The sequence below is a fragment of the Flavonifractor sp. An82 genome (genome assembly GCF_002159265.1).
Classification (GTDB): Bacteria; Bacillota; Clostridia; order Oscillospirales; family Oscillospiraceae; genus Flavonifractor.
Window position 1 is genome coordinate 1 of the sequence record NZ_NFHG01000032.1, and the last position, 17,063, is coordinate 17,063.

At 54.4% G+C, this 17,063-nt stretch carries 20 protein-coding genes; 14 read left to right on the forward strand and 6 right to left on the reverse strand.

Translation table 11 applies throughout. The features are described from left to right. A partial coding sequence (locus tag B5G34_RS17285) for a hypothetical protein (protein ID WP_343286582.1) occupies positions 1 to 422 on the forward strand: 422 nt, incomplete at its 5' end. An 86-nt stretch (positions 423 to 508) separates the two neighbouring features. On the opposite strand, the gene B5G34_RS17290 is transcribed toward B5G34_RS17285, so the two are convergent. Next, a complete protein-coding gene (locus B5G34_RS17290) occupies positions 509 to 1,474 on the reverse strand; it encodes a DUF6076 domain-containing protein (RefSeq protein WP_087340390.1) in 966 nt (321 codons plus the stop codon). Positions 1,475 to 1,979: 505 nt separating this feature from the next. Between B5G34_RS17290 and B5G34_RS17295 the strand changes: the two genes are divergently transcribed. The 10 genes from B5G34_RS17295 to B5G34_RS17340 all read left to right on the forward strand — a co-directional run bounded on the left by B5G34_RS17295 (position 1,980) and on the right by B5G34_RS17340 (position 9,493). Beyond that, complete coding sequence (locus B5G34_RS17295) at positions 1,980 to 2,189, forward strand: helix-turn-helix domain-containing protein (RefSeq protein WP_087242100.1); 210 nt, start codon at positions 1,980 to 1,982, stop codon at positions 2,187 to 2,189. Continuing rightward, entirely contained in the window at positions 2,186 to 2,626 is a 441-nt protein-coding gene (locus tag B5G34_RS17300) for a helix-turn-helix domain-containing protein (protein ID WP_087340392.1), read from the forward strand. The genes B5G34_RS17295 and B5G34_RS17300 overlap by 4 nt, the downstream gene beginning before the upstream one ends. After that, positions 2,608 to 2,991, forward strand: coding sequence for a hypothetical protein (locus B5G34_RS17305; RefSeq protein WP_242957114.1), 384 nt, complete (start codon positions 2,608 to 2,610; stop codon positions 2,989 to 2,991). The genes B5G34_RS17300 and B5G34_RS17305 overlap by 19 nt, the downstream gene beginning before the upstream one ends. Before the next feature lie 310 nt (positions 2,992 to 3,301). Next, on the forward strand, positions 3,302 to 3,715 hold the full coding sequence (locus B5G34_RS17310; protein WP_087340395.1) for a hypothetical protein: 414 nt from the start codon (positions 3,302 to 3,304) through the stop codon (positions 3,713 to 3,715). Next, on the forward strand, positions 3,715 to 5,520 hold the full coding sequence (gene mobP3, locus B5G34_RS17315; protein WP_087340397.1) for a MobP3 family relaxase: 1,806 nt from the start codon (positions 3,715 to 3,717) through the stop codon (positions 5,518 to 5,520). The genes B5G34_RS17310 and mobP3 overlap by 1 nt, the downstream gene beginning before the upstream one ends. Positions 5,521 to 5,607: 87 nt before the next feature. Beyond that, positions 5,608 to 5,862, forward strand: coding sequence for a type II toxin-antitoxin system prevent-host-death family antitoxin (locus tag B5G34_RS17320; RefSeq protein WP_071429261.1), 255 nt, complete (start codon positions 5,608 to 5,610; stop codon positions 5,860 to 5,862). Further along, positions 5,855 to 6,190, forward strand: coding sequence for a type II toxin-antitoxin system RelE/ParE family toxin (locus B5G34_RS17325; protein ID WP_087340399.1), 336 nt, complete (start codon positions 5,855 to 5,857; stop codon positions 6,188 to 6,190). Before B5G34_RS17320 ends, B5G34_RS17325 begins: the two co-directional genes overlap by 8 nt. 215 nt (positions 6,191 to 6,405) lie before the next feature. Continuing rightward, positions 6,406 to 6,708: a DUF6809 family protein gene (locus B5G34_RS17330; protein ID WP_087340401.1), complete on the forward strand. Its 303-nt coding sequence runs from the start codon at positions 6,406 to 6,408 to the stop codon at positions 6,706 to 6,708. Between the two features lie 3 nt (positions 6,709 to 6,711). Then, positions 6,712 to 7,920, forward strand: a complete 1,209-nt coding sequence (locus B5G34_RS17335) for a site-specific integrase (RefSeq protein WP_087340403.1) — start codon at positions 6,712 to 6,714, stop codon at positions 7,918 to 7,920. Next, on the forward strand, positions 7,913 to 9,493 hold the full coding sequence (locus B5G34_RS17340; protein WP_087340405.1) for a site-specific integrase: 1,581 nt from the start codon (positions 7,913 to 7,915) through the stop codon (positions 9,491 to 9,493). Before B5G34_RS17335 ends, B5G34_RS17340 begins: the two co-directional genes overlap by 8 nt. Positions 9,494 to 9,559: 66 nt before the next feature. Here B5G34_RS17340 and B5G34_RS17345 read toward each other — a convergent pair whose 3' ends face one another. Further along, positions 9,560 to 10,861, reverse strand: a complete 1,302-nt coding sequence (locus B5G34_RS17345; protein WP_087340408.1) for an ATP-binding protein — start codon at positions 10,859 to 10,861, stop codon at positions 9,560 to 9,562. 360 nt (positions 10,862 to 11,221) lie between these two features. Between B5G34_RS17345 and B5G34_RS17350 the strand changes: the two genes are divergently transcribed. Beyond that, on the forward strand, positions 11,222 to 11,716 hold the full coding sequence (locus B5G34_RS17350) for a hypothetical protein (protein WP_242957115.1): 495 nt from the start codon (positions 11,222 to 11,224) through the stop codon (positions 11,714 to 11,716). Between the two features lie 94 nt (positions 11,717 to 11,810). Here B5G34_RS17350 and B5G34_RS17355 read toward each other — a convergent pair whose 3' ends face one another. From B5G34_RS17355 to B5G34_RS17370, 4 genes are all read right to left on the reverse strand, one after another. Further along, complete coding sequence (locus B5G34_RS17355; protein ID WP_087340414.1) at positions 11,811 to 12,653, reverse strand: DUF6508 domain-containing protein; 843 nt, start codon at positions 12,651 to 12,653, stop codon at positions 11,811 to 11,813. Positions 12,654 to 12,671: 18 nt separating this feature from the next. Further along, positions 12,672 to 13,523, reverse strand: coding sequence for a GIY-YIG nuclease family protein (locus tag B5G34_RS17360; protein ID WP_087340416.1), 852 nt, complete (start codon positions 13,521 to 13,523; stop codon positions 12,672 to 12,674). Positions 13,524 to 13,663: 140 nt separating this feature from the next. Next, complete coding sequence (locus B5G34_RS17365; RefSeq protein WP_087340418.1) at positions 13,664 to 14,341, reverse strand: alpha/beta fold hydrolase; 678 nt, start codon at positions 14,339 to 14,341, stop codon at positions 13,664 to 13,666. Beyond that, complete coding sequence (locus tag B5G34_RS17370; RefSeq protein WP_087340420.1) at positions 14,338 to 14,910, reverse strand: GDSL-type esterase/lipase family protein; 573 nt, start codon at positions 14,908 to 14,910, stop codon at positions 14,338 to 14,340. Before B5G34_RS17370 ends, B5G34_RS17365 begins: the two co-directional genes overlap by 4 nt. A 619-nt stretch (positions 14,911 to 15,529) precedes the next feature. Between B5G34_RS17370 and B5G34_RS18580 the strand changes: the two genes are divergently transcribed. Both B5G34_RS18580 and B5G34_RS17375 read left to right on the forward strand, forming a co-directional pair. Further along, a complete protein-coding gene (locus tag B5G34_RS18580) occupies positions 15,530 to 16,621 on the forward strand; it encodes a hypothetical protein (protein WP_162609523.1) in 1,092 nt (363 codons plus the stop codon). A 95-nt stretch (positions 16,622 to 16,716) separates the two neighbouring features. Further along, on the forward strand, positions 16,717 to 17,034 hold the full coding sequence (locus tag B5G34_RS17375; RefSeq protein ID WP_087340423.1) for a hypothetical protein: 318 nt from the start codon (positions 16,717 to 16,719) through the stop codon (positions 17,032 to 17,034). Positions 17,035 to 17,063 lie beyond the last annotated feature (29 nt).

Consider the following 17,063-nt stretch of genomic DNA (forward strand, 5'->3'; position numbering starts at 1 on the left):
CACGCCCGCGGCCGCCATGCACCATTTCCGCGGAAGCAGTGCACCATTCCAGCGGTGGTGATGCACCATCATCTGCGGTCAAGCTGCACTTTTTGAGCGGCGTACGCAACTCCTTCCAGCGGATCTCCCGGCGGGCAAAGATCGACGTGTTCGATGACGAGCCAACTGGCTATGAACAGCCGGAACAAATCCAGTACATCCTCCCGAAAAAGAAAAAAGTGGGCCTTTTCACTGCGCTGGCTGCTTTCGCGGCGGGTTCCGTGCTGGCCGGTAGGGGCAGAAAGAAGCATGATGGGCACTGTGACGGCGACTGTGCCAACTGCCCGCCTCACTACGGGTATCGCTATGGGCGATGGTACTACGGAAAAGGCCATCAATACGGCTGCGAATTTGGTGGGAACAAGGGAGACGGAAGTCTGTAAACGGTATAAAATCTACATCGCCTATACAAAGAATAAGGGACCGACTTGACGAAAGCCGGTCCCTTATTCTTTTTCTTGTCCGTGGTTCAGGAGTTCTTCAGCCACTCCACATATTCCTCCAGGGTGATGACTTCCCGGTCGCATTTCTTTTTCATCTCTCTGGCCTGTTCGCTCCAGGCGTAGAACTGCTCGTCGGTGATACGGCCGGCCTTGATCCAGGCAAAGCGCTTCTTGTACTCCTTGCGGTAGGCCTTGAACACCGGATCGTCAGACTGCTTCTTTGTCCACTGCTGGAAGGCCCCGGCCTCCCGGCAGGTCTGCTGGCCGGAGGGCACCGGGCGCTCACAGTACTCCGCGCTGACCCGGCCGGTCTGGGGGAACCAGCGTCCGCAGTTTTTGCACCGCCGGACGGTGATCCCGCGCTCCACACAGCTGCGCAGGGAGTAGTCGATCATGTCCGAAATGTGGAGGGGATACAGGACCGGCGAGCACCGGCCCAGCTCCACCGGTTCAAAGCTGAGGGGTATGGGCCGGAAGGAGAACAGAGACGGGTCCTTGGGGGCATCATAGAGATAGTGGGCCGATGCCTGCTGCTGAGGATCCCTCCCCGCCTTGTCCACATCCAAAACGAGATCAAAGAAACGCTGTACCTGCTGCTGATAAAGCGGGAGCTGTTCCGGGAGGCCCTGCAGCTCCTCCAGCATCTCCTGATCCTCCCTGCTCCCCCGGTCCTGGGTGATCCCCATGCGCCCAAACCGCTCAAACCAGCGCACATACAGAAGATGCAGGTAGATGTGCCGGCTCCCAAGGTCACCCAGATCCATCAAGGTACGGACCCCAGCATCTCTATCATCCCGGTCGATCAGGAGGGACCAGTCCTCATAAGCCCGCTGCAGCAGAGGATCCAGCTCCTTACAGTCGGTTTCCAGAAAAGACAGCAGGCTCTCCAGGAACGGGAATTCCTTGTAGGTCGAGGGAACGCCCTGGACCCCATGGCTATCAAATTGGAAAACCTCTTTTTTCTCAGAGAAGTACATCTTGGCATACCACATATCGGCGCCCTCCCAAATAGACAATCGTAAAAAATTTATAAAATAGTCTTGACAAGGGGGTAGGTTCACATGCTACAATACTCTCGCAGGGAACTGTCAAAATAATCTTACAATAGTCTAACATCCGCAAATCCGATTGTCAACGGGGAATTGGTCCCAAACATTCGGAACGGCACCTTGAAAACCGAATACCCATCACCAGAGACGATACTCCCCAGAGAAGCAGCGCCAGGACGTTGTCGCAGAGCACCGACAATTGAGCGTACCAAGGGGAAGAAAACGCTGTGTTGGTCAAACAAGGCCGCAGGGCAGGAACGGGTATGGTGCATGGCCAGACAGATCTAAAAAGACAGCTCCTGCAAAAAAAGCCGCCGAACTGCTGCAACAGTTCAGCGGCCTGCCGCGTTTCGGAAAACACAGCCTGATCTGTGTCCCAGTTTAACAGAGAGACCTCCGAAACGCAAGAATTTTTTCTCTGAATTTGAAACACCGGAGGTACTAAACATTGAAACTGTCTGTCTACAAATCCTACGACGACCTGCCCCTGTTCCTCAACGCCAGGATGGTGGCGCAGGTGCTGGGCGTGTCCATCTCCACCGCCTACGAGTTGCTCAATGACCCCGGCTTCCCCACGCTGCGGGTGGGGAGCCGTATGGTAGTTCCGAAAGAGAAGTTCATTCAGTGGGCGGAGGGACAGTCGGGAGGTGCCAAATGAGAAAACAGCACTGGCCCAAGCGGGATCCCATCAAGAACTACTTCCCCCTCCCCAACGAGATCTTCTCTCTGGGACTGTCCGCCGGGGCGATCGCGGTCTACGGATTTCTCCTCCACCGGGAGGACCGGAGGACCTACCAGTGCGTGGCCAGCTACCGGACCATCGGAGAGGCGGTGGGGATGAGCGTCAACACAGTGCGCAAGTATGTGACCGAGCTGGAGGACCGGGGGCTGATCCGGACGGAGCGCACCACCGTCACCACCCGGGACGGCCGCACCCTCAACGGCTGTCTGCGTTACTACATCCTGCCCATCCAAATGTCCATCGAACAGTTCTATGCGCGGCAGCTCCATGCAGCTGACCTGGCGCTGGAACGACAGAGAGCGGAACAGCGCATGGCGGCGCTGGAGAGAAAGGAGTGTGCATCCGGATGCTGATGCAGATGATCGACTGCCTGATCGAGCAGGATCCGTCTCTGTCAGCACGGCGCGCCATAGACATGCGGCGGTACATTGTCAACCGGTGGAACCGTACGCACGAGGAGTCTATCGACGAAGACGGGGTGGCCCTGTTCCTCTGCGATGAGAGCCGTGGAACTCTGACAGATGAACAAAGAATCTTTGCGAGAGAGTGCCGTGAGGAGATCAAGGCCTGCTATCGAAATGCGGTGTTCCAGATGTTTCAGTGCGGCGAGATGATGTACCGGCATCTGGTGTCCGGCCCGGAGGAATACTGCCGAATCTTTCTGCCGCAGCACGCCGTTCCCTGCAACAAGCAACTCTCCCCGTGTAGCGGCCTGTGAGGCGCTGTGTGCCCTCCTTCGGGGCAGGGCAGAGTCCCTGCCCCACCTGGGGCTTTCAAGGCGGATTTGGCCCAATTTCGGGCCAGGCTTCAGGACGAGGGCCACGGGGAGACGAAGAGCAGGAGAAAGTCCTGGCGCTTTTGTTGCGCCTGGGCGGTCACAACCGCCCGCAGTGCGGGCGGTTTCAGGGGTTGGAATTGGCGCTGTTCCGACCAACCCGATTTGAGATTGGCGCTGTTTTTCTCAAAAGCCGCCTGAATCCCCGCTGTGACAGGCTTTCGGGCGGCGCTGATGCAATGAGGAAAGGATTTTGAATTTGAAAAAGGAAAATAAGAAACATTCTGTCTGGCTCAGTGAATCCGCCTGGACCGAAGTGGAATCGCGCTACCAGCAAGATAATTGCTCCACCAGAAATGAATTTATCGAAAAGGCCATCCGTTTCTACTCCGGTTATCTGGATGCCGAGCACGCCGACGAATACCTGCCCCGGGTCCTGGCCGATGTGCTGGAGGGCAAGCTGGGGGCACTGGGCAAACGGATGGGACACCTGCTGTTCAAGCTGTCGGTGGATCAAAACCTCATGGGGAATATCCTGGCTGCCGACATAGAGATCGACCCGGATGAGCTGCGAAAGGCCCGGGTGCGGTGTGTCAAAGAGGTTAAGGAGACCAACGGCGAGATCAGCTTCGAAGACACTGTTCGTTACCAAAAGGAGGCTGAGTGATGCCGGGGTTGATCCAGAAATCGGGCTACATCAAGCCGGGAAACGGCGGCGGTCACTACGCCGAATACATCGCCACCCGGGAGGGTGTGGAGCTGATCGAGGCTCCGCCCCCCTCCCATGACGGCGGCGGCTACCTGGAATATATGGCCCAGCGTCCCCGCTCCCACGGCCTGTTCTCCGCCGATGGTCCCGCCGATCTGGAGAAAACCATGGAGGAGATCAACGGGCACACCGGGCCGGTGTGGACCTTCGTCTACTCCCTAAAACGGGAAGATGCCCACCGGCTGGGCTACGAGAACAGCGAGAGCTGGCGGAAGTTATTGCTGGCCCACCAGACAGAATTGGCAACAGCGATGAAAATTCCGCCAAGTAGCTTCCGATGGTGTACCGCCTTCCACGATGAGAAACACCATCCCCACATCCACATGATGGTCTGGTCAGCGGACCCCAAGCAGGGATTTCTAACGGAAAAGGGTATCGAGAACATGCGCTCCCAACTGTCCAATGAGATCTTCCGAGACGAGCTGCTGTCGCTCTACCAGAAAAAAGATCTGTCCTACAGCCAAGTGCGGGACGCGGCGATAGAGGCCATGGGGCGGCTCATCCGGGAGATGGAGACAGGTCTGTGCCATAGTCCAGTCATCGCAGAGCAGATGGAGACGCTGGCCGGAATGCTGGAGGGGCACAAGGGCAAAAAGGTCTACGGCTACCTGAAAAAGCCGGCAAAGGCGCAGGTGGACGCCATCGTGGACGAACTGGCCAAAGTTCCCGAGGTGGCGGAGTGCTACGAACAGTGGAATCAGCTTCGGGACGAGCTGGAGCGTTACTACAAAGACTCCCCCAGAGAACACCTGCCCCTCTCCCAGCAGAAGGAGTTCAAAGCCATCAAGAACATGGTCATCCGGGAGGCGGAGCGGCTCCGGCTGGGGACGTTTACCTTCGAGGATGCCCGCATGAGAGACGAAGTGGATGAGGACCAGGATGCGGTGTACTTCGCCTGGGACTCCGACTGGCAGATGGCCGAAATCTACCAGAGCGCCAAGGAAGTGCTGGAGGAGTACGAAAATCCAGAGGAGGAAAAAGCGGAGCAGGTGCGGGTGCTGGAGCAGCTCTGGCAGAGAGGTTTCACCCTGGCCGCCTATCAGCTGGGCAAGTGCTGGCGGGACGGGCAGGGTGTTCTCCCCGATGACGAGCGGGCAGAACTGTGGTTCCGGCGGGCAGCTGATGCGGGATATGACTTCGCTCAGTACGCGCTGGGAAAACTTCTGCAAAGTCAGAACCGAATGGACGAGGCGGTATCCTGGTATGAAAAAGCGGCGGCGCAGGAGAACTCCTGGGCCGCCTACCGCCTGGGAAAGCTGTATCTGGAGGGGAAAGATGTCCCGAAAGACGTGCGAAAGGCGGTGGCCTATCTCACCGACTCCGCCGAACACGGAAACCAGTACGCCCAGTACGCTCTTGGAAAGCTGTACCTCACCGGACAGAATGTCAAACAGGACCGGGAGCGGGCCTGGGCGTATTTCTATGAATCGGCGGAACAGGGAAATGAGTACGCCGACTTCTTTCTGGAGCACTTCGATCAGGTGCGCAGGCCCAATGTGTTCCTGGCGGCCACCCGACTGCTCCACCATCTGAGTCAGATCTTTCGTGACAACTCGGTGCCGCCCGCCGCCCCGGTGGGACAGCGGGTGGACCGAAAGCTGCGGCGGAAAATCCAGAAAAAGAAGATCGCCATGGGTCACAAGCCGGATGACCATGAGGAAGCTCCCCGGCAGGATATGGGCGGCATGACCATGGGGTGGTAGCAATCACCAACGAAATCGCAGTAAAAAATGCCGTTGAATTTTACAGCGGATCGAGGTATACTAAGGGCAAGAAAGGGGCTGAATACCATGCCGAACATCAAACCCATCTCCGATCTGCGTAATTACACGGAGGTCCTGCGTGACGTGGCAGTGGGCGCACCGGTTTTTCTGACGAAGAATGGCCGGGGCCGCTACGCCATCGTGGACATGCAGGACTATGAGCGGACACAGGCCACCCTCCGGCTGATGAACGAGCTGGCCAAGGGCCGCAAGTCCGGGGAGGAAAAGGGCTGGTTGACGCTGGAGGCCGTAGAAAAACATCTCGGAATCGCAGATGAATAACCTGCATTTATCCGACGAGGTGCAGGCTGATTTGGCCGGGATCAAGTCCTATATCGCAAAGAATTTGGAAAATCCCAGCGCGGCGATCTCCACGGTACGGAACATCACAAAGGACCTCCGCAGATTGCGGGAGCACAGTCTGATTGGCGCGTCCCTGTCCTCGATTGCCGATGTCGAGAGTGACTATCGTTTCCTGGTGACCGGCAGTTACCTCACTTTTTACCGAGTTCTTGACAACGATGTCTATGTGGATCGTGTGCTCTACGGCCGCCGGGATTATCTTCGCATCCTCTTTGGAGATGTGCAGGACGACGAAACAAACGAATAGAGACAATCTTCTCCATAGGGAGAAACGATTTGTCACCGGAACCGTCTGCAGAGATGCAGGCGGTTTTTCTATGGCAGGCATATCAAAATCTGGACCGCAATACAAAGATAAAATCCTGCCCGCAGATGATAACTTTCTGAAAATAGTTGAAGTTTGGGGTGGCTATTGGGCGGAAGTTCGGGTATTGTGTGTTGCTGACAAAGGAGGCGGCACACATGCGAGACACACTGGAAAATCTATACTTTGGAAATATCACCCCCAACGATCAAATCGTCAAATCGGGGACTGCCCTGAAAAAGGCCATGGAACAGTCGGCGGAGTGCGAGGAGAAACTCACCGCTCTGCTGGAGGGCAAAGAAAAAACGCTGCTGCTCCGGCTCATCAACGCGGAAAACGAGATCGGCAGCACCATGGCCCTGGAGAACTTCATCCTGGGATTCCGCCTGGGGGTTCGCATGATCCTGGAGGCCCTGGACGAGGATGATGGCAGTCTGCTCGACCCAAATAAGGAGGAATAGCCTATGGCAAAACGCAGGCCGTCCGGCGACGGCATGGTCCGAAAGCGGGAGGACGGCCGCTGGGAGGGCCGCATCGTGGTGGGCCACAAGCAAAACGGCGAGCCCATCTTCCGGTATGTCCTGGCCAAAACCCAGAAGGAACTGCTGGACAAGCTCCACCGGGACCTGGATGCCTTTCAGGACGTGGAGCTCACCGAAGACAGCCGCATGACCCTGGGCGAGTGGCTGGATCGGTGGATGGAGGACTACGGCGCGGCCACCCTGCGGCCCAACACCCTGCGGAGTTATGAGCAGTTCATCCGGTGCTACATCAAGCCCTATCTGGGAAACAAGATTGTCTCCCGGGTGACCCGCATGGACATCCAGAAGCTGTACCGAAAACTGAAACACGAGGGCCGTGTCCGCGAGCACCCGGAACACGGGCATGAGCTGTCGGACACCATGGTGCTCCGCATCCACGCCATGCTCCACCGGTGCCTGAAGGACGCGGAGGCGGCCCATGTGATCGCCCGGAACCCCACCGATGGAGCTGCGGTGCCCAAGGCCAACCATCGTCCCAAGCAGATCCTCACGAAGGAGCAGATGGAGACATTTCTGGCTGCAGTGGAGCGCAACGAGATCTGGCGGGATTTCTTCTACACGGAGCTGACCACCGGCCTGCGCCGGGGCGAGATCTGCGGCCTCATGTGGCAGGACTTCGATGAGAAGGCCGGGACGCTGAAGATTCTTCGGTCCGTGAATGTCCCCAAGGCCGGAGAGCTGGAGATCGGCGAGACGAAGACCAGCCAGGGCCGGCGGACCATTCGTCTGCCGCCCAGCACCGTCCAGCGGCTGAAGGAGCGGAAAAAGCACGCCGTCAGTCAGTGGATCTTCCCGGAACCTCTGGCTCCGGAGAAGCCGGTACGCCCCAGTGCCGCCTACTACTGGATGAAGCGAATCTTAAGAGAGGCGGGGCTGCCTGCGATCCGATTCCACGATTTAAGGCACACTTTTGCCACCCACGCCCTCACCAGCGGCGTGGACGCCAAGACCCTGTCCGGTATCCTGGGCCACACCAACGCCAGCTTCACCCTGGACACCTACACCCACGTGACGCCGGACATGCAGCAGGAGGCCAGCCACATCGTGGGCGGTTTCCTGGAAGATCTCCTGGGGGAAGACCTGAAACCGTGGCAAAGAGACAGGCCGGAGGGAGGTGCCCGCCATGGGTAAGCGGCGTAAAAAGGGCGAGGGCTCCGTCCGCCAGCGGAACGACGGCCGCTGGGAGGGCCGGGTGGTCATCGGCTATGACGAGAAGGGCCTGCCCAGAACGAAAAACGTCCTGGCCAAGACGAAACGGGAGTGTCAGGAAAAGCTGAAACAGCTCCGGGAGACGGTGACCGGCCCCAGGACGGAGAAGGTCCGGCCGGAGATGCCCTTCGGGGAGTGGCTGGACTTCTGGTACCAGAACTATGTGAAGCCCCAGATCCGCCCCACCACCCAGGCCAACTACGAGGCAAAAATCTATCAGCACATCATCCCGGAGCTGGGGAAGATCCCCCTGAACCAGCTGGCCCAGAAGGACCTCCAGCAGTTCTATGCCCGGATGAAAACGGGCGGGCGGCTCATCCGCACAGAGCAGTTCGGCAAGGGCCTGTCCGACTCCATGGTGCGCGGCCTCCACGCCGCCTGCCGGTCCGCACTGGAGAAGGCGGTGCAGGAGGAGCTGATCCGCACCAACCCGGCGGTGGGCTGCAAGCTGCCGCCCAAGCGGGGCCGGGAGATGCAGGTCCTTGGCCGGGAGGAGCTCCAGCGGTTCCTCATCCAGGCCCAGGCAGAAAGTTATTTCGAGCTGTTTCTCCTGGATCTATGCACCGGCCTGCGGCGGGGCGAACTGCTGGCCCTCCAGTGGGACGACCTGGACTTCAAGACTGGGATCCTGACCGTGAACAAGCAGGTCTACGAGGTGAAGGGACAGCTCCAGGTGAGCGTCCCGAAGACCCGCGCCTCCATCCGCAGGCTGGTCCTGCCGCCCGGCGTGGTGGAGGTGCTGCGGGCGTATCGGGAGGCGGTGGACTCCCGATGGATGTTCCCCTCGCCGGTCAAGGAGGACATGCCCATGACGCCGGGCGCGGTGCGCCGGCGGCTCCAGATCATTCTGGAGCGGGCCGGGTGTAAGAGGATCAGATTTCACGATTTACGGCACACTTTTGCCACCTTGTCCCTGGAGAGCGGCATGGATGTGAAGACCCTCTCCGCCATGCTGGGCCATGTGTCGGCCGCCACCACCCTGGACATCTACACCCACGTCACCGGGGACATGCAGAGCGAGGCGGCGGCGAAAATCGACCGGGGACTGGGCAACGAGGTGTTGGAGAATCCTGCTCAGGCAGAGCAGGGTTCAGTCGAAGATTTCCAGCCGGTACTGGGGCGAAAGCGAAAGTCGGGCTCCGGATGCATCACCCAGATCAATGGCCACCTGTTCGAGGGCCGCTACTCCCCCACCTGGCCGGACGGCACCAAGCATTCCAAATGCGTCTACGCCCACACCCGGGAGGCGTGCGAGGCGAAGCTGAAGGTGCTGATCCAGCAGATGAACGCGGAGCGGCAGGCCCTGCGGGACCGGGCACGGGGCATCATTCCGCCGGATAAGCTCACCAAGACGCAGAAGAAAATTTGGACGTATATGAAATTCCACCCCGACGTGACCAACTACCGGGCCATCGCCAGAGGCGCCGGGGTGACGAGGCATACGGCGGCGAAGTGGTATGAGATGATGCGGGAGATGTTGGGGCGGGCGGCGTAAAATGTGGAAGAGGCTGGCATCACACTTTGATACCAGCCTCTTCCTGTGATCCAGATGATCCGCTGCTCAGACCAATGTATCGTCCAGCAGGAAGTCCAAGATCCCAATATTCAGAACGCCGTTGTCATCGTACCACCGTTTCCGGATGTCGTGCCGGACGATGATCTTCGGAAAAGAGTCCCCCGTCAGGGAGAGCGGTTTGTTTTCCGTGACAGACTTTTCCTCCGTCCCAAGAGCGTAGGCGGACTGGATATAAGTCTTTTTTCCGCCGGAAGCAGCAATGAAGTCGATCTCCCGTGCTACCGGGGTCAGTTTTCCTTTGGCGTTTCGCTCATTGCTGTACACGATCCCAATGTCCACTGCGCACTCCCGCACCATCAGCTCATTGAAAATGATGTTCTCCATAATGTGGGTCATCTCCTGTTGGCGGAAGCCGATGCGGGCATTCCGCAGCCCGATGTCCTCACAGTAATATTTGTTAGGGTAATCGAAATAGTTTTTCCCCTTGACATCCCAGCGCTTGCACTCAGTAAAAAGGAACGCGTCCGCCAAGTGATCCATATACGCTTTCACAGTGTTGGGGGAAACCGTATTCTCGCCGCTCCGTTTCTGCTTGGAGTTGATGGTGTCCGCCACCCTGGTGGGGTTGGTCAGCGACCCCACTGAGGAGCAGAGCAGGTCCAGAATATCCGAGAGTACATCCTCCCGTTTGACCTTCTTGCGCTCTACAATGTCTTTCAAATAAACTTCAGAGAAGAGAGAACTCAGGTACTGCATTTTCGCCGCGTCAGTGGGGCGGGACAGGATCAGCGGCATCCCGCCGTAGAAGGCGTAATTTTCAAATGCGTCCTCCTTGTCCCCGCCCACAGCGGAGTAATACTCCGCAAAGCTGAGCGGATGCACCCGGATCTCGTCGCTGCGCCCCCGGAACTCGGTGAGGATGTCTGAGGAGAGCATCCGGGAGTTGCTTCCGGTCACATAGATGTCCAGATTGGACAGGGACTTCAAATCGTTGAGCGTATCGTAGAAGGTGATCTTCTTCCCGTCCGGGTTATAGGGATTCGGCACTTCGTCCGACATCTGGATCTCGTCTACAAAAAGATAGAATTGCCCCCTCTGATTTTCAACGATCTCCCGGACACGATTTGCAAGCTCCAGCGGGTTTCGGTATCGGATATCACGGGTCAGATCCAACTCAAAGGAGAGAATATGATCTGCCGGAACGCCCTCCCCTAACAGATAAGTGCGGAACAGATTGCGGAGGAGATAGGACTTCCCGCAACGGCGGATGCCGGTGATGACCTTCACCTGTCCATCCCACATGAAGGATATGAGCTTGTTCAGATAGCGGTCCCGTTTGATCTCCATAGCGCCACACCTCACTGAAAACTTTTCGGATTTATCATACTACTTTTCAATAGAAATTATACAACTGCTTGCGCGCTGTGGCAAGTGATTTGTGCGGAGGTTTGTAATTTGGGACGTATATGAAGTTCCATCCTGACGTGACCAGTTACCGGGCCATCGCCAAAGGCGCCGGGGTGTCCAGACACACAGCGGCAAAGTGGTATGAGATGATACAGGAGATGCTGGGGCAGGCGACGTAAAAAGACGGCTTGCCTATCTTATCAAATTTTATAATGCATCATCAAAAGTATCGTTCTGCCTTGCGGAGCGCCGCCAAATATCGTATGATGGATAAAAGAAGTACCGGCAATTGCCATGGAGGTGCTGAAATTGAGTATCCAAGAGGCTCTCATCACGATGTTTACCGACGATCCCGTCAACTGGCTCAAATGGGCGGTCGTATTTGCAATTCTGATCGGTGGCTATGCCGTCGCGGTGCCGCTCTACAAAAAGGTCTCCCACGGCGTCAGCTGGGAGCGAAAACGGGACATCGCAAAGAGCAGGGACCACATCATCAAAGCGTCTCTGGTGGACAAGCACCCCTCTGGCGAGGTATCCCGCTACAACTGGCGCGCCGTCTATCGATACACGGTCGCAGACGAAGAGCGGCAGTATGTTGCCCATTTCAAGCACCCGGCAACGCCGCCCCTGTACCTGTATCTCTATTATGTCGATGATCCTGACAAGCTGTTCTCCTGCGAGGAGTACCACTATGAAAACCACAAGGGGCTGCTCCTGTTTCCGGTCATCTTCCTGCCTTGGATCTTGGCTTGCATCGCCCTCGTTCTCCTGGGCGTAGACCTGTCGGGGTTTTGAAAGGCATATCAAGGCTTCCGAATGCTCAAAAGAGGTTGGTATCACATTGTGATACCAACCTCTTTTCTCAAGGTCACTTCTTACTTTTCCTCTCTCAACCCCGCCAGTTGGCCAGTGGATAGGAGCCGTTTTTCTCTCGGTATTCCTGTAGCAATTGTCGTTCCCTTTCTCCTGCGTTTTCGCAGGCTTCGTAAGCAAGTAGCAAAAGTCCGCAGTCCGAAATCTGCCAGACGGCCCGTCCGCCCGCATGGATATTTCCATTTCCCCGTCCATAGTCCATGTACTGTTTTAGCCTCTGCCGCAGGCCACGCTTTCCTTCCGCTTTTCCAATATACAGGATACTTTGGTCGGCACATCCCTCATATTTCTCCTGAAGCTTTTTCGCAGGATAGATTTTCGCCTTAGGGCGGTACTCCTGTTCCGAGAAACGGATTGGCATTCCCTCAGGAGCCAGTACCCAATAGACTCCTGGCACCTCCGGAACAGCACGACAGCCGTCACAACAGAGTTCTTGCAGTGTAACGGCGGGAGCCGCTGTAGGACAGAGCGCTTTGAGCCGACGAAACAGGCGCAAAAGGACTCCTTCTGCGATGCTTTGACTGATCAGGGAACCCTCGCAAAAATGGTCTCTGCGGAAATGCCATGCGATACAGGCCAATACACACAAATAGGGCTGCGTCTCCAGCCATCCCGGAGGGGCAATCGCGATATTCCGCTCCTCGAGGCCCCATTTTTGGATCACCTCGTGATAATTCTGGATCACCAATCCCACCTGGTAGGTTCTGTCTACAAAATCATGCAAATCGCGAGAGAGTGTTTCCTGCCCAGGACTACGGGAATACACGGAATAACGGCGGCACCAACGCTTCTTTTCATCCGAGGTCTCGATTTGCTCCAGCAATTTGATCACCCAGTCTAAAAACAAATCTTCTGTCATAGACGCATCTCCCAATATTCAATTGTCGTTCATTCCAAAAGGAATCGTGAGCAATTTCTTTTTATATAGGCTCTCTGTCCTGATGACCTCATCATCTGTCACAGTTTTGGGCAATATCTGCAAAATGGAGAACTGGAAATCGTGGTAACGTTCGGGGTAGGCGCAAATCAGTTCTTTCATCAGCTTATTATTGCCGTGCAGGGAATCCACATAGCAGGCCCACCGCCCCAGCAGTCCATCTTTTCCATAAGCCGATCCCACATACTGTTTTCCCGTCTCCCGGTCAACGATGAGATAAATGGCGTTGACGGAGGACAGCGCTGTGTGCCACGCCTCATAAACGGTTGAATTTTCAACGATTTCCTTCAGTTCATCATATGTAAGAATCAGATTTTCAAAGCCGGAAAAGACTTTCTTTTCATCTGCCTGAATTGCCACAACAGGCTTTTCGGTCGTTCCCTTCTGATGCCACATGCGCGCAGACTTCCCCCAATCGATGATCAGTCTGCCCTCATATTCTTTCAGCAAATCGAGGGGTTCGAGATGAAAATATGCGTTCTCGCCCTGGAATTCTCTGGCCTCGATTTCCGGGACACCCTTCGGGATCATATCGGGCGTATCCGGAACAGCAGCACCTACTTTATAGCAGGAATCCAGCTTACAGAGAGTCCCCTGGTCGCTTATAAAGGTCACCCAATAATCGTACCCTTTGCTGAATCCAGATTTCTGATGACAGGTATATTCATATACCACATTTGCTTTATAACACTCTCGAAATCCACGATCTGTCAGTGCATGACGAATCAATTTGACTTTTGAGGGATCCAGTCCTACTTTTCTCAATACGTCCGAGAAATAAAAAATCGCCATTTTATATCTTCCTCCGCATATAAACTGTCAGAGTCGAACTTATCACCAAGGGTGATATCGTCATGAGCTCACTCTCCTATCCGAAAACAGCTCTTTCACTCCTGTCGCTGGGCGATGAAATCCGAGATGGCCTCCACCGTTTAGGCCTGTTGTTCCTCCGCCGAGATAGCGGCGGGCAGGTCCCCCTCCTGAGGTCCGTAGTTACCGAACTGGGCGTGATTGCCGCCCTCAATTTCCACCACGTTCTCTGTGTAGTCGATCTTGTCCTCCACACTCTGGTTCAGAGAGCCATAGACGGTGAGGGTGTCGGCGGGCGGATAGTCGCCGTAGAGGTAGGCTCCCAGCAAAATAAGGCCGTCTACCTCGTCCGGGTGCTCGGAAGCGAACTGGGAGGCCATGGCCCCGCCCATGGAGTGACCGGCGATGTACCAGTGCCGAATGTCCGGAAACTGGGCCATCACATCTTCCGCTGCGTTCACGTCGAAAATAGCCAGGTGGAAGGGCATCTCCACCAGAATGCAGGTGAGGCCGGTCTGCCGGAGTTGGTTCAGCAGGGGCAGATAGGCGGAGGCCTCCACCTTGGCCCCGGGGTAGAAGATGATCGCGGTGTCCGTGGGATAGGATGGGGAGAGGATGGTCAGATCATCCCGAACCTCCAGATGCTCTCCGCTGGCCAGTACCTCCAGGGCCACGTCCTCCGCTCGGTAGTAGTCGGACACGTACCAGAAAAAGCCGCCCGCCAGCAGAATCAGGACCGCCAGCAAAATACCGACGGCGATCTTCCACTTTTTGCGGCGGGGTTTTGTCTCTGCCGTCATCGCAAGCCCTCCTCCCTCTGCCGGATCACTGCCGCAATGGTTTCCGCCGCGATGCGGGAGCCCAGCTCATTGGGGTGGACGCCGTCGGCGGCGTAGAGATTCTGGGCGTCGGACAACTCATAAAACCGTCGGCCCACGTCGGCGATCAGGGTGTTATTTTCCTGTGCCGCCCTGTGGTAGGCCTCGGACAGCGTTCGGGCCATCTCGTCGTAGTCCCAGCCCTTGCCCGTCAGCTTGGCTCCGCCCCTCTGATAGGCCCAGGTAGCAAACAAAATGGGGACCGCTCCGTTTGCCCGGATCTGCCGGCAAAGCCCCTCCACACTGGAAAAGAAGCTCTTGGGGGCGGTGATGGGGCCGTGGCTCATCTCCTGGAGCACCACATAGTCCCACTTCTCCGTTTGGAGCGCCGCCTGGGTCTGACTGCCCAGCCTGGTGCTGAGGTTCAGCTGTTCCGACAGCCGCGCCCCGCCCCGGGTGTGGTGGACCACCTCCGCCCCGGTCAGCTCAGAGAGCATCTGAGGCATATTATTGGTGGAGATAAAGCTGTTGCCCAGCATAAGGATCCGCATGGCACTGCTCCTTACTCGTTTCTTTCACTGTTTTCCACTGCCATTATACACGGCCTCGCCGAGAGGGACAAGGCCGGGAAAGTGCAGCCAAGCCTATCAGATTTTGCGACGCAAGATTCAAAGATAAGATTGCGGCCGTGCGCGGTAGTCGAAAAGGGGTGGTCATGACCCCATATTTGAAAAATTGTGCAGTTTACCTTTGCCTCTTTTCGTAACGAATCGTGGCGGAGACGGACCAAAAACTATGTCTACAACGAAAATTCAAAACAAATCCCCAAAAGTGTGTTGACCACATTTGAGACCATATTTGTGCAGAACGTTAAACAAATTATCGTTTGAAAAGTCATGAAAACCGCCTCAAAACTGATGTTTTGAGGCGGTTTTTGGTCCGAGTGTAATTATAGGACTTGGAAAAATCCAGTCATATCAATGGTTTTAATGCAGCGAGCAAGAGGTTTTTATAAAACAAAGAAGGACAACATTGGTGTGGGTTTATAGCATTATCTGATAAAATGTAAAATAGCATGAGAGTTCCTCAGACTACCCACGATTGCTTTCAAGGAAATTCTACATTATAATTATCTATCATATCGTTCTATGTAAAATGTAGGTGATTTAAGTGTCAGAGTATTTAGCTTTTATTGAACATTTGAACGAGGAACTGCGTTCCGTTGATAATTATACTCGTGATGATGTATTTAATGTATTTGAGAAATATGTAACCAATAAAGCTAAATTGCGTAAGGCTATTGACTTTGGGTTGTTGTATTACGACTATACAAAATTCAAGACACTATTTGAAGGGACATTGTTTGAAGACGGGCTCTCTTTGATTCTTCAATTGTATGATAGTGCTTTAAAGCAGAACTATTCGGAAAGTATACGGCTTTTTAAAGATTGTTACCCAGCTATTGCTCGTGGATTTGCAAGTAGAGCCCAAATTATATGGACAAATAGAATTGATACACTCCCAGATAGACTGGATTTATTTGCAAAATCTGCGTTTCAGTTAATCGGAGATGGTATTGAGAACTCACTAAAGCCATTCTTGGAGTTCTTGGACTCTGTATACTGTGTATCTCACAATAGGCCAGTAGTTAAGAAAAAATTGGGCGTCATAGTCGATTGTCTGACATCGCGTAGCGGGTTGTTCAAAGATTTATATAGAACTTTATTTTTTGATATTACGGTTTCTCAATGGAGAAATATCGCAAATCATGGAAGTTATGCATGTACTACTGATGGAAAAATTGAAATATATTACGGAGAAAAAAACAGTATTACAAAATATATTGGGCGGCAAGAATTAGAAATGGTATTGACTACTCTTGATACTCTATTGTATATGCATAAAACAGCATACACATTGATTCATATAGACCACATTGATTGTCTTCCAGTCATGGAAAAATACCATGAAACCACAAACGATGATCTTGTTATTCAAATAGTCGAGACATCTTATGCTTATGGGTTAGAGGCATTTTTAATAGAAAAAGAAAGTTGGAATATTGCAGTTTTAATTAGAAAGCAAGAATTGACACGACAAGATATAGAGCAATACTGTGCTGTAATTGCAGCTATTCTGTCTGGTGAAAAGTTTTCTGTTCTGATTTACAATGGGAAACAGGTACAATATCAATTAATATATAACCAAAGACGCGCGGAAATATATAAATATGTTGTTCGTGGTGAAAACCACAATATATAGAATATAGAAGGAATGACCTCTGTCGCGGTTTTAACTGTGAATAGAATTATTATGATAGCATTATGGTAGACATTTAGGCGAAAGAAGGGTCTATCATGCCAAAGCAATATCCAGATGAGATCAAAAAGCAAGTTGTTCTGTCCTACCAAAACGGAATTTTGATACCTAATCTTAGTCGGCGATCTCAAATATCTCAAAGCACCCTGTGCCACTGGATGAACGAGGTTTTTTCTATAAAAATATTCATTGAGAATTACGCCGCCCAACGGACTACGGGCGGCGTTTTCATATATCTCAATAAGAAAAGAGAGGTGCTCCCCCACAGGCCAGCCTTCGGGCTGGCTTTTTCTATTTCACAACGAAGTCTGCAAATAAAAAGTCAACAGGGAATTGAGGAAAGTTTGCAACCTTAGTAGGAGGCGAAAGAGAGCAAAACAAAAAG